This window comes from Hymenobacter lapidarius, from assembly GCF_001816145.1.
Classification (GTDB): Bacteria; Bacteroidota; Bacteroidia; order Cytophagales; family Hymenobacteraceae; genus Hymenobacter; species Hymenobacter lapidarius.
Window position 1 is genome coordinate 1 of record NZ_MDZB01000154.1, and the last position, 12,380, is coordinate 12,380.

8 protein-coding genes and 1 riboswitch are annotated in these 12,380 nt (G+C 63.5%); of the genes, 4 read left to right on the plus strand and 4 right to left on the minus strand.

Annotated features, from left to right (window positions below):
• Positions 1 to 124: 124 nt before the first annotated feature.
• Both BEN47_RS18130 and BEN47_RS18135 read right to left on the minus strand, forming a co-directional pair.
• Positions 125 to 2,299, minus strand: a complete 2,175-nt coding sequence (locus BEN47_RS18130) for a bifunctional alpha,alpha-trehalose-phosphate synthase (UDP-forming)/trehalose-phosphatase (RefSeq protein ID WP_070730462.1) — start codon at positions 2,297 to 2,299, stop codon at positions 125 to 127.
• A gap of 357 nt (positions 2,300 to 2,656) precedes the next feature.
• On the minus strand, positions 2,657 to 3,400 hold the full coding sequence (locus BEN47_RS18135; protein WP_070730464.1) for a hypothetical protein: 744 nt from the start codon (positions 3,398 to 3,400) through the stop codon (positions 2,657 to 2,659).
• A gap of 264 nt (positions 3,401 to 3,664) precedes the next feature.
• Between BEN47_RS18135 and BEN47_RS18140 the strand changes: the two genes are divergently transcribed.
• On the plus strand, positions 3,665 to 5,131 hold the full coding sequence (locus BEN47_RS18140; protein WP_070730466.1) for a phytoene desaturase family protein: 1,467 nt from the start codon (positions 3,665 to 3,667) through the stop codon (positions 5,129 to 5,131).
• Between the two features lie 167 nt (positions 5,132 to 5,298).
• Here the strand turns inward: BEN47_RS18140 and BEN47_RS18145 are convergent, their stop codons facing one another.
• The gene (locus BEN47_RS18145) at positions 5,299 to 8,040 is read right to left on the minus strand and encodes an alpha-L-rhamnosidase-related protein (RefSeq protein WP_070730468.1); all 2,742 of its coding nucleotides are present in this window, start codon (positions 8,038 to 8,040) and stop codon (positions 5,299 to 5,301) included.
• A gap of 135 nt (positions 8,041 to 8,175) precedes the next feature.
• Here BEN47_RS18145 and BEN47_RS18150 point away from each other — a divergent pair, with 135 nt between their 5' ends.
• The 3 genes from BEN47_RS18150 (at position 8,176) to BEN47_RS18160 (ending at position 10,267) form a co-directional block, all read left to right on the plus strand.
• On the plus strand, positions 8,176 to 8,625 hold the full coding sequence (locus BEN47_RS18150) for a DUF4174 domain-containing protein (protein ID WP_070730470.1): 450 nt from the start codon (positions 8,176 to 8,178) through the stop codon (positions 8,623 to 8,625).
• Positions 8,626 to 8,710: 85 nt separating this feature from the next.
• Positions 8,711 to 8,899: riboswitch (cobalamin riboswitch) on the plus strand.
• A gap of 412 nt (positions 8,900 to 9,311) precedes the next feature.
• Positions 9,312 to 9,845, plus strand: a complete 534-nt coding sequence (locus BEN47_RS18155) for a PAS domain-containing protein (RefSeq protein ID WP_070730472.1) — start codon at positions 9,312 to 9,314, stop codon at positions 9,843 to 9,845.
• Positions 9,842 to 10,267, plus strand: coding sequence for an acyl-CoA thioesterase (locus BEN47_RS18160; RefSeq protein WP_070730474.1), 426 nt, complete (start codon positions 9,842 to 9,844; stop codon positions 10,265 to 10,267). Before BEN47_RS18155 ends, BEN47_RS18160 begins: the two co-directional genes overlap by 4 nt.
• A gap of 15 nt (positions 10,268 to 10,282) precedes the next feature.
• Here BEN47_RS18160 and BEN47_RS18165 read toward each other — a convergent pair whose 3' ends face one another.
• Positions 10,283 to 12,196, minus strand: a complete 1,914-nt coding sequence (locus BEN47_RS18165) for a DUF294 nucleotidyltransferase-like domain-containing protein (protein WP_070730476.1) — start codon at positions 12,194 to 12,196, stop codon at positions 10,283 to 10,285.
• Between the last annotated feature and the right edge of the window lie 184 nt (positions 12,197 to 12,380).

The window sequence follows — 12,380 nt, forward strand, 5'->3', positions numbered from 1 at the left end:
CCACCACTAATTCAAAAGACTGAGTTAGTGGTGGCACGCGAGATGCTTCGGCAAGCTCAGCATGACGTTCTTTTTTGTTAGGTCCATTATTTGGGAACATCTCTAAACAATGGGATTTTGCGGCCTAGATGAGGCGGCGCAATAGCTTGCGCACCTCGCCGCTATCGTCCACCGAGTAGCGGGCCAGGGAGCGCGGCGCGCGACCCACCTTCACGGTGTACGCGTCGGGCGCTAGCGCTGCAAAGGTGTCCTCGTCGGTCCGGTCGTCGCCCAGGGCCAGCACAAAGTCGGGTTGCGCCATGCTCAGCCAGCGCGCCGCCGCCGTGCCTTTGTTAATGCCGGCGTTCTTTATTTCGATAACCTTATTGCCCTCCAGCACCTGCAACTCGGCATTGGAAGTCATGAAGTTGAGGTGGGTGATGAGGTCGCGGGCCCGGATGGCACCCAGCTCAGCATCGGCGCGCCGGAAGTGCCAGACAAGCGAATAGTCCTTCTCCTCGATAAACGAACCGGCCGTGCGGCGCACGTACAGCTCCAGGATGGGCCGCAGGTCCTGCTTCCAGTCGGCGCGCAGCTCCTGAAACAGGTGCCACTCCTGCCCGGCCTGGCGCAGCCACACGCCGTGCTCGGCAATAAAGTCGAGGTGCAGGTGGCCCAGCCAGCGCTGCAGCGTAGTCCGGTCGCGCCCGCTGATGATGACCACTCGGTTTTGCGGGTTGGCGGCCAGCATCGTGAGCAGCTCCAGCAGCTCCTGGTCGGGCTGGGCGCGCTGGGGGTTGTTGTGGAAGCCCACCAGCGTCCCGTCGTAGTCCAGCAGCAGCAAGCGGCGCGTTGCGGCCTCGTAGTCGCGCAGCAGTTGGTCGGTGGCCTCGGCGTCGAGTTCGTTAGTGGTCATGGTGTGCTGCTTTTCCTTGCTATGGGCCAGGCGGTCCATAAATAGCCGCGTCCACGCAAACACGTCATACTGACGCACCAGGTCCTGCATGTTTGCCATACGGGTTATCTGTTCGTCTTCGGGCATTAGCAGCGCCTCGTTCAAGGCTTCCACCAGCTGGTTGGTGTTGGTGGGGTTGATGAGCAGAGCGTCGGACAGCTCCACGGCCGCCCCGGCCCGCTCGCTGAGGATAAGCACCCCGCGCTGGTGGGTTTTGCTGGCAATAAACTCCTTGGCCACCAGGTTCATGCCGTCACGAATGGGCGTAACCAGGGCCACATCGGCCAGGCGGTAGAGCGACACCAGCTCATCAAACGGGAAGGAGCGGTAGAAGTACTGGATGGGGTTCCAGCTGATGGTGCGATACTGGGCGTTGATGCGGCCCACCAATTCATCGATTTCCTCTTTCAGGGCCGCGTAGTGGGCCACCTGGTCGCGGGAGGGCACTACCACCATCAGCAGGCTCACCTGCTCGCGCCATTCGGGGTGGCGGAGCAGGAGCTGCTCAAAGGCCAGCAGGCGCTGGGCAATGCCTTTGGTGTAATCCAGCCGGTCGATGGACAGCACCACGCGCACATCGCGCAGGGCCTCGCGGTAGGCGCGCTGGTGTTCCTCCACCACCGGCGAGGCGGCGGCCAGCTCGTAGCGTTGGTAGTCGATGCCCATGGGGAAGGCGTCGACCAGCACGGTGCGCGTGGGGGTTTCAATTTGGCCGTTTTGGATGCTCAGGCCCAGCATCCGCGACACCGCGCTGAGGAAGTGCCGCATGTAGCCGTAGGTATGAAAGCCGATGAGGTCGGCCCCGAGCATGCCCCGCACCAAGTCGGCGCCCCAGGGCAGCACCCGCAGCAGCTCGTAGGATGGGAACGGGATGTGCAGAAAGAAGCCAATAGTGGCCTGGGGCCGCGCCCGGCGCAGCATTTCGGGCAGTAGCAGCAACTGGTAGTCCTGCACCCAGATGGTGTCTTCGGGGCCGGCCAGCGCCAGCACGGCTGCACAGAATTTCTCATTAACCGCCACGTAGGCCTGCCAATGCTCGTCGTTGTAGGTGGCGAACTGCGTGAAATAGTGGAAAGTAGGCCAGAGCGTGGAGTTGCTAAATCCCTCGTAGTAATCCCGGATTTCGTCTTCGGTGAGAAAGACCGGGGCCATGCTGTTGGCGCGCAGGCGTTCGGTCACGGTGTGCTGCTCGGTGGGGTCGTCCACGAACAGGCCTGGCCAGCCTACCCACACGTTATTGTCGCTGCGGTAAATAGAGCCCAAGCCGGTAGCCAGGCCGCCTTCACTAGGCTGAAAATCCAGGCCTTCGGCCGTGCGGTGGACTTTCGTAGGAAGCCGATTGGATACGATTATAGTTCTTGACATTAAAACAAGAACGCTGAGAATTGCCTGGAGGTTTGGCTAAACGGGCGGATATCCATCGCTCCAAACGGCCACTGCGGGCGCTAGCTCAACGACACGGCAGGCGCAAAACACAACCTTGGCGCCGAACCTCATCGGATAAATATATCAAATTTTCTACTGACAGTCAGGGTCTTGCCAGAAATAAAGCGCCAGTCGGCGTCGAGGCTACGCACGGCGGCTTCCGGCTCCGCGAAGGCCGTGCGACCGCAGAGGGAAATTTCCCAGGCTATGTGCGGAGCCTGGCGCTGGGCGCCGCGTCGCGCCTTCCGGGCGAGGATGGTTGGTCAGCACATTTCAGCACAACCGCTTCTGCAGCCCTCAGCGGGGCGTGGCCCGGTACAGCCGTCCCTTCTCATTACTGATTACGAAGGTAGAATCAGTGAGAAAAGCCAGCGCTTCGGCCTGGCCCGTAGTGGGCAGGGGCCGGAATTGCTTGGGGCTGTCGAAAAGCCGCCGGCCGGGCTGGCGCGCAAACAGAAACACGCCGCCGTAGCTGAGCAGGGCCACGGTGCGCCCGTCGGGGCTGATGTCGGCGGCCGTCACGGGGCGGTTCAGGCGGAGGCTGTCGCGCAGCACGGCTACATGGTGGCCGGGGCGGGCGGGCAGGGTGTAGTGCTTGGTCCACTGCTGCCGGCTGCGGTCTTTGCTGAACAGGTGCAGCGTGTCGTCGTGCCAGAAAAACGCTTCGCAGTCGAAGTTGCGGCGGCCCCGGCGCGGCGGGAAAGTCCGCTGGTCGGGGTAGCGAAAGGCAATGGTATCGACCACAGGATGGACCACGCCCGGCCGCAGCCGGTAAATGGCCAAGTCCTGCCGCTGGTTGGCGTTGTTGCCAAAGTTGCCAATGTAGAAATACCCGACCGGGTCCTGGGCGAGGTCTTCCCAATCGGTATTGGGCAGGGGCACCAGGTCCAGCTCGCGCCGGACGGTGCCCGGCAGCGTGACGAGCGTGAGGCGGGCGGGCGTGCCGCCATCGCCGTGAACCCACATGCCACCGAGGCTGTCGGCCCGCGCCAGGCCCGAGCTTTCGCGCAGCGCCACCGGCAGCCGCCCCACCCGGTGCACGGCGTAGCGGGCGCGGCCAAACCCGCCCCGGCCGTGGTCGCCGGCGCCCCCAGCAGCACCGTGTGCAGAAATACCAGCACCGGAAAAAGGGTATCGCGCAGCAGGTCGGGCATGGGCAGAACGCAGGTAATTGCACTTCGGGTGGGGCCTGGCAGCGCTATTTATAATGCACAGGCCCCAGGCCGCCGCCCTGCGCCACTCCTTTACGTAAACGAACAGCAAAAGCTCCTACCCATTTTTCGGACCAGATAAACACCCCCCAGCTTGACGAAGCGCGATTTTGATGCGGTAGTGGTGGGCTCCGGCCCCAACGGCCTGGCCGCGGCCATCACCCTGCAGCAGGCCGGCCTGTCGGTGCTGCTGCTCGAAGGCAAAGACACCGTGGGCGGCGGCCTACGCACGGCGGAGCTTACGCTGCCCGGCTTCCGGCATGATGTCGGTTCCGCCATCCACCCGCTAGCCGCGGAATCACCGTTTTTCAAAACCCTGCCGCTGGCGGCTCATGGCCTGGAGTTCATCTACCCGCCCATTGCCGCGGCTCATCCGCTGGATAACAGCACGGCCGCCGTGCTGGAGCAGTCGCTGGAGGCCACTGCCGCCCGTCTGGGCGCCGACGCGCCGGCCTACCAGCACTTGCTGGCGCCCGTGGTTAACGACTGGGAAAAACTCGCGCCGGCCATCCTGGGGCCCCTGCGGCTGGCCCAGCACCCGGTGGCGCTGGCCCGGTTCGGGCTGAAGGGACTGTTGCCCGCGCAGTTGCTGGCCAACCTTCACCTAAAAACGCCCGAGGCTCGCGCCCTGTGGGCGGGCATGGCGGCCCACGCGCAGTTGCCCCTAACTAAAGTGACGACTTCGGCCATTGCGCTGGTGCTGCTGGCCCTGGGCCACCGGCGCGGCTGGCCGCTGCCCAAAGGCGGCTCGCAGGCCATTGCGACGGCGCTCACAGCGCATTTTATTGCGCTGGGCGGTAAGGTCGAAACCGGGTTTCAGGTGAAGTCTCTGCGGCAGCTGCCCTCCGCGCACGCGGTGCTCCTTGACGTGACGCCCCGGCAGCTGCTCACCATTGCGGGGCAGCAGCTGTCGGGGCTCTACCAGTGGCAGCTTCGGCGCTACCGCTACGGCATGGGCGTGTTCAAGATAGACTGGGCCCTGGCCAAGCCCATTCCTTTCACCAACCCCGACTGCCGGCGGGCGGGCACCGTGCACCTCGGCAACACACTAGAGGAAATAGCCGCCGCCGAGCAGCAAACCTGGGACGGCCAGCACCCCGAACGGCCCTTCGTGCTGCTGGCCCAGCAAAGCCTGTTTGATACCACCCGCGCCCCCGCCGGCCAGCACACGGCCTGGGCCTACTGCCACGTGCCGCACGGCTCCACCCGGGACATGACCGCCGCCATTGAGCAGCAGGTGGAACGCTACGCGCCCGGCTTCCGGGAGCGCATCCTGGCCCGGCACACCCTCAATACCGCCCAGATGCAGGCTTACAACCCCAACTACATCGGCGGCGACATCAACGGCGGCGTGCTGGATATCGGGCAGCTGTTTACCCGGCCGGTGCTGCGCCTCTCGCCCTACCGGACTTCGGCCAAGGGGCTGTACCTGTGCTCCTCCTCTACCCCACCCGGCGGCGGTGTGCACGGCATGTGCGGCTACCACGCCGCCCGCCGGGCGCTGAAAGACGTTTTCGGCAAGAGCGTAGAGTTGCCCGATATGGTGCCGCTAGTTCAGTAGGTAAGTGTTGTTTATTGGCTGGCGCGCGTCTGCGACGCGTTGCCGACTGGCGTCGAGCCTGTGGCTCGCTGGTGAACGAGTCAAAACCGGGTTGTAAAAACTTCCCGCCCGAGCCGCAGGCTCGACGCCAGTAGGCACGCGTCGCAGACGCGCGCCAGCCAACGGACCTAATCCATCTTCCTCACCCGCAGGTAGTCGAGCATGGCTTGGTTTACTTCGCCGTTCATGTTCGCATTGGCGGGCTCGTAGGCCAGCGTGAGCGGGTGGGTGCCTTTTTCGAGGCGGACGAGCACGGCGTTGGAGAAGCCCCAGTTCGACCATTCGTCCACGCCGCGCTGAGGCAGCACCACGGTGCCCAGCAGCTCCGGGCCGCGGCGCAGGGTGCGAATGGCGCAGCGGTTGTTGGTGTTCAGGGGGCCGTTGCCGTTGGCGTAGCGGAAATCCAGGGCGTAGAGGCCCGTTTCGGGCACAGTGACGGGAATGGTGAGGGACTGGTTCTTGGCGGGCGTGATTTCGACGAAGCCCTGCCCGGAGTAGCCTTTGTAGGGCTGCGTGCCTTTGGCAGCTACGGTTTCGAGCTGCACCTGGCGAGCGGCCGCGTCGGCGCCGTATTCCAGCGGCTCGCTGGCGAACGACTCGTGGCCCGCCGCGTTCACGGCCACTACCTGGTACGTCACAAAGCCGGGGGCCACGGCAGGCACCGGCACCTGCAGCTCAGTGGTTTTGCTGAGAAACTGGCCGTTTTTCAGCACCCGGTATTGCGTGGCACCTGCCACGGCGCCCCATTGCAGCACGCCCGCGGCGGCGGCGGGCGCGGCAATAACCGGCGTTTCGGGCGCAAACGCGTTGGCCACGCGGGTCACGGCAGCTGCCGGGGGCGCCACGCTGCTGAGCAGAATTTTCACCGTGTGGCGCCCGGTGAGGGTGCCCGGAATGGCCGCCCCCGCCAGGGGCTGGCCGTCGAGGGTGATGCTGCTGATTTCGTTGCCGAAGCCCTGCATGTAGATATCCAGCACGGCCCGGCGGTACTTGAAATTACTGAGGCGGCGCTGGCCCTGGAACGCCTGCGGCACAAACGGCCGGAACACCAGCCGGTCGGCCTGCCAGTCCATGCCAAACAACACCTTGTACACTAAGCTCAGGCTGCCCGACAGGCTCCAGAGCATGTTGCTCGAGTTGATTTGGGTGCCGGCGAAGTCGCCGTTTTCAGCGACGTAATTCTCCTTGTTGGTGAGGAACAGCGCGGCGGGCCGGTAGATGGCCGCCATGCTCTCCGTCACCGCCTGCTCGTTGCCGGCCTTGGCGGCGGCCAGGGCCCAAAAGCTTTGCACAAAGGGCCACACGGCGTTATTGTGGTACGGCGGAATGCCCGAAATCTGCGGATAGATGCAGGGAATGCCAAAGGCCGTGGTAGGCGTCCGGGCCACAACTTCCTGCGCCCGCTCGCCCTCGGCCACCCCAAAGAGCACGCTCAGCGCCTCGCCCAGGGCCTCGGCTTTGGGCGAGAGCGTGAGAGCGGTGCGGCCGTAGAGGTACTGGCCGTAGTAGCCCTTTTCGGGCTGCCAGAGGTGCTCGTTCATGGCGTCTTTCAGGGCCTGGGCCTGGCGCTTATAGCGGGCCGCCGCGCCGGGGTCGCCCAGCTTGCCGGCCATTTGGGCCATCACCACGTTGGCCTGGTAGTGCACGGCGTTGGTGCCCAGGGTTTGGGAGAGGTAAATGTCCACGGGCTGCATCCAGCGCGGGTAGGTCTGCTCGCGCCAGTCCAGAAACGACGACTCGCCGCGCACCAGGCCGGTGGCGGGGTCGTAGGCGTTCTGGCGGTCGTCGGCGATGGACTTTTTGATGATGGGGTACACCTTGCGCAGCCAGGCCTCGTCGCCGGTAGCCTTGTAGATTTCCCAAGCCGCCGTGGCCCACACAACGCGGTCCGTCGAGCACGGGTAGGCCCCGCCCGTGCCCGTGTCCTGAATGATGCGCCCATCGGCCGACACCTTCCGGAGCAGGCTGTTCATAGCCACTTTGGGCTGCAGGGTGGCCTGCGCCAGGATGATGCTGTAGCTGATGTCGCGGGTCCAGACGCCGGCCCACTCCTTGCCGGTCCGAAAGGTGCTGTCCGGCTCCACGGCGCGGCGGGCCTCCTCCAGGGCCAGGTTATAGAGCGCATCGGCCAGCGGATAATCCGAGGTGTACTGCGGCAGGTCGGCGGTGTCAATGCTCTGTTTCCACTGGCCGGCGGTGGTTTTGGCAGCTTGGGGCTGGTTGAGCAGCAGCGTCACCTCGTAGATGCCGTCGCCGTTGGGGTCCTTCAGCTCCAGCTCGGGCCGGGTCACCAGATTGTCGAAATCCCAGCTCAGCGGGGCGGTGCCGCCAGCCACGTACACGTGCTTGAAGTCCTGCTGATAGAGTTTATCGCCCTTCACCGTGGTGAAATAGCCCTGCTTCCTGAACGCTGCCAGTACTGGGCGCAGGTCCAGCTGAATTTTCACCGGCGTGTTCGGGGCCAGGTAGGTGTTGGCGGGCACGGGCCGGCTGTCCACGTAGCGCTGGCCGAAGGTGATGAGCGGCACCTCCACGGGGGCGCCGGCCGCGGCCGGGAGGGCCTTCAGCACGTGGTTCAGGCCCGCCACCATCTCGTTGTCCTTGCCGTTGAGGCTGAATTTAAACTCCACTTCCGGGCTCGCGAAAGAATTTTCGGGGCTCTGGTAGTTGGAAACCAGCTCGGTGGCCGACAAGGCCCGGGCCTCGTACTTGCCCTGCACCACCCGGTCGCGGTAAAGCGTGTAAACATCAGATTGCCAGACGGGAGTAATCATAGCAGCGGTGGCGCTAACCGGGGGCTTGGCGGTACTGCACGCAGCCAGCAGGCCGGTGGTCAGTAGGCAATAGATGGTCAGACGGCAAATGGACATAGGGAACGGAAAAAGACAATGCGGGCTTACAAGTTGCAAATTACAGCAGTTTTTAGCCTGCTGTGTCGTTCAGAAGGGCGCAACCCGTGGCGTGGCCATCCCCTTTCGAATGCCTGCCGGTGCCCGAATTTCTGTATGCAACACTTCCTTATCAAACCGCGTGTTTTCCTGCTGCTTGGCCTGCTGCCCCTGCTGGGTGCTTGGCAGTCCGAGCCCAGCAGCCTCGAACAGACGCTGCGCCGCCATCACTGGCAAAAAAGGGTGCTGCTGCTGGCCTCACCCACCCCCGACCACCCCGATTTCGAGGCCCAAAAAGCCCTATTGGCGGCCCAGCAGAGCGGACTGGCAACCCGGGACTTTCTGGTGCTCGACCTAATTTATACCCGCCTCAGTGACACCGACAAGCAGTTTCTGGCGCAGAAAACCGGCGTGCTGCCCCAGGGCTTTGCCGCCGTGCTCATCGGCAAAGACGGCGGCGTGAAACTAAAAAGCACCCGGCCCATTGTCCCCGCCACGCTCTTCGGCACGGTGGATAAAATGCCCATGCGCCGGCAGGAAATGCGGCGCGGCGTAGTGGAGCACTAGCGGCACCGCGGCCCGCCCGAACGCTGGCGCGGTTTGCTTAATTTGTCGAGCGGCGGCGCTATCTTAGCTCCCGATTCTTTGCAATTTTCAATTGCCGTAGGAAGGCTCCCGGGTAATGCCGAGATTAAAAAGGAACCGTGTGTGAATCACGGGCTGTCGCGCAACTGTAAGTACCGCCACAAGTTATAATCACGACACCAGCCATTGCCCACTGGGCGAGAAGGCCGATTATAATGGTACAAGCCAGGAGACTTGCCTGCCTACGACATGAGACGCATGCCCTCGCGAACAGGGGCAGCTGTCTGGCCAATGAAATTGCGGTGCTGGTGAAAACCGGCCGGGCAAACGCCGGGCCGGTGGGTGTGCCCACACCCTGGCCTATCCGTGGTTCTGCCGGCCTGACCGTTGCTTTGTGGGAGTACGCGCCCGTTGTGAGAATGATTTTTTCATCCTTTCATCAAGTACTATGCTCCCGCACAACTTTAGCTCCCGGCGCATTAGTAGCCCGCACCCACGCAATGAAGCCAGTATTCGCTGGCCCTGATTGACGCGGCCTTGGCGCCCGGCGGACTGGTAGTGCGGGAGCCCCGCGCATGCTCCTGCCAGCCCGTCCAACCAGCCCAAGAGGCCAATCCGCAGCCCACGTAGCGCAGCGGCTCATTGCAACCCTTCTTCCTTCCTTGAGTATGCGCCCTCCCTTTCCGCCCGCCGATGCGCCACTTGGCGCCGTGTGCCCGCCGCCCCGCCTGCCGCTGTTTCCCCTGGCCATGGGGCCCGGGTTCCTGCCCTTGGCCGTAGCGCCCGCCGACGGGGACTGGGCGGCGCTGAAAGCGCTGGCGGCCCGTCACGACTGGCAGCTACCGCTACGCTGGCGGCGCGAGTTGCGGCGGCCCGGCCTAGCCCTCGTTCTGACCGATGCGGCGCAGCAGATTTGCTGGGTCAATGCCCGCTTTACGGCCATGAGCGGCTACGCCGCCGCCGCCGTGCTGGGCCGCCGCCCCAATCTCCTGCAAGGCGCCGGCACGGCCGAACGCACCCGCGCCACCATTCGGCAGCGATTGCAGCAGGCCCGTCCGTTTGTGGGCACCGTGCTCAACTACCGCCGCAACGGCCAGCCGTACGCCTGCCACGTGCGCATCCGGCCGGTGCACAACGCGGCGGGACTCCTCACCCATTTTCTGGCTTTCGAGCACGAAATTCCTCTTCCTCTTCCCTTATGAATCCTGCTGACCCCCAACTGGCCCGCGCCGAGACGCGCATTTTCAAAGCCGTATTTCCCAACACCACCAACCACTACGACACCCTGTTTGGCGGCACCACGCTGCACATGATGGACGAGGTGGCCTTCATCACGGCCACCCGCTACGCCCGCCTGAAAATGGTGACCGTGTCCTCCGACAAAGTCGACTTCACGCACCCCATCCCCGGCGGCACCCTAGTGGAGCTCATCGGCAACGTGGTGCGGGTGGGCACCACCAGCCTGCAGGTGCGGGTGGAATTGTTCGTCGAGCAGATGTATTCCGAGGACCGGCAGCTCGCCGTCACGGGTCTGTTCACGTTTGTGGCCGTGGACGAGCACCGCCGCCCGATACCCGTCCGGCCCAACGCGCCCGCGGCGCCGATGCCCGGTGCGGAGAGCTGAGCCGGCGCCCGCTCCTTAGCCCAAAGACTTCGTGAAGCCGACTTTAATCTTGAGCTGAAAATCGGCAATTACCTTGAATATTTCTTTTAGCGTGACCTGCTCCACTTTCGTCAGGGTGCTGGGGTCGAGGTAGTTATCGGGCGCCGCGTGGTCGCTGATAATCTGGGCGGCCTGCTTTTTCAGGCGAACGCCCATGAGGTAGTAGTAGGACTGCAGCAGCTCCTGCGCCTCGCGCTCCGTGAACACGCCCAAGGCTTTCAGGGCCTCCAGCCGCTCGCCGGTGTTGGTGGCAAAAATGCGGTACTTGAGGGCGTACATGCGCACCAAATCCACGATGGGCGACATGGTTTTCTTGAGGTTGAAGACCTGCTGCGTGCCGTGGGCGAAGGTGCGGATGTTGCGGAAAAACGTGAGCGGCGGCTCGTACTGTAGCGCGTTCACGGCCATGTAGTGGAAAAACCGGTCCACGGGCTTTTGCAGCTCTACGGCCAGGAATTCGTGCAGCTCGTCCATGATGGTGGCGTCGCCGTAGAGGTAGCGGCAGTCGAAGGAGGCCGCGAACTGCATGCCCGTTTCGGGGTTTGATTCGGTCATCCACTGCACATAATTGCGCTTCCAGTGCGAGAGCGAGTGCGTCCACTTGCCGTTCTTCGCCATGAAGCCGCCCTCGCAGTAGCTGAACCCGATTTCGTGGAGGCGGTCCGACACGATTTCGGCGAAGCGCAGGAAGTAGGCGCGCACCAGCTCGCGCTGTTCGTTGGCCTTGTCTTCGTAAATAATGGCGTTGTCCTGGTCCGTGAGCAGGGTTTGCTCCTTGCGGCCCTCGCTGCCCAGCACCATGTACACGAACTTGGCCGGCGGCGGGCCCAGCTCGCCTATCGTGTCCTCAATCACCCGCAGGGCAATGGTGTCGGAGACGGTGGTGATGACCTGGTTCACGATTTCGGGCTTCACGCCGCGGTTCAGCAGCTGGTACACCATTTCCGGCACCTGTTCCCAGCGGCGCTTCAGCTCCGGCACGGCCTGGGCCTGCTTCACCGACTGGATGAAGATGAACGGCGACTGCGCCTGGTCGTCGGTCAGCAGCTTGTTGCGGCTCAGCATGCCCACGTACTCGCCATCGGTTTCCACCAGCAGGTAGCGGGTTTTAGTCCTGAACATCAACAGAATGGCTTCGTACACAAACGCCCGCGAGCTGATGCTCACCACCGGCGCATCCACAATGGTTTCGACCGGCAGCCGGGCATCGGCCAGGCCGGCCACCACTTTGTCGCGCAGCGTGATGTCGGTGACGTAGCCAATGATGTGGCCGTTTTCGTCGGCATTGGTGATGAAGTAGCAGCTGGTGCGGGCCGCCGCCATGCGCCGGGCCACTTCGTGAATGGGCGTGTAGGCCGCGCACAGCACCACGGGCCGCATTTCAATGGTTTCGAGGCGGCGCGAAAACAGCTGGTCCGACGCCAGGTAGCTGGAGCCGGCGCTGGTGGCGGGCCGCACAAAGTGGGCGTACTCCTCGTTCAGCATCCGCTGCCCGTAGCGCGCCGTGAAGAAATTGAAGAAATTCTCGTAGCCCTGGCACAGGGCCAGAAAATCGCGGCGATGCAGGAAATACACGCGGGTATCGCGCCGGGCCAGTACCGTGCGCAGGGACTTTTTCTTGTTCAGCAGCAGCGAAATGCCGCCGTAGCATTCGCCCCGGCGGCTGTGTTCCACCACGCGGCGGTTCTGCTGGCTGTCGTAGAAAAAGGTCTCGTATTCGCCGTCCACGATAATGTCCAGGCCGCGCAGCTTGGTGGTATCCTGGTGGTAAATGATGCTCTCGCGGGGGTGATGGACTTCTTGCAGGCCCGCGGCCACTTCGGCCAGCACGTCTTCCGGCAAGCGGTCGAAGGGCTTCACGGTGCGGAGAAAATCGAGTGCTGCGGACATGGGATGGCGGGTAATAAGCCGTGTTATGCGGTTGTGTGAACGTCATGCTGAGCGCAGCCGAAGCATCTCGCGTGCCACCACTAATCTAAGCAGTCACGCAAAATTAATCGTATAGTTTTTTCCGACTCGTTTTAGGACGTATTCAATGCGTTGGAGCAAGGTTTGGTCGGATTGGTAGTCTTCC

What these genes read in the sequence shown, in the direction of transcription:
- BEN47_RS18145 (WP_070730468.1), bottom strand. Translation starts at nt 8,040, where the DNA reads ATGTCCATTTGCCGTCTGACCATCTATTGCCTACTGACCACCGGCCTG.
- BEN47_RS18150 (WP_070730470.1), top strand. Translation starts at nt 8,176, where the DNA reads ATGCAACACTTCCTTATCAAACCGCGTGTTTTCCTGCTGCTTGGCCTG.
- BEN47_RS18165 (WP_070730476.1), bottom strand. Translation starts at nt 12,196, where the DNA reads ATGTCCGCAGCACTCGATTTTCTCCGCACCGTGAAGCCCTTCGACCGC.
- BEN47_RS18155 (WP_070730472.1), top strand. Translation starts at nt 9,312, where the DNA reads ATGCGCCCTCCCTTTCCGCCCGCCGATGCGCCACTTGGCGCCGTGTGC.
- BEN47_RS18130 (WP_070730462.1), bottom strand. Translation starts at nt 2,299, where the DNA reads ATGTCAAGAACTATAATCGTATCCAATCGGCTTCCTACGAAAGTCCAC.
- BEN47_RS18160 (WP_070730474.1), top strand. Translation starts at nt 9,842, where the DNA reads ATGAATCCTGCTGACCCCCAACTGGCCCGCGCCGAGACGCGCATTTTC.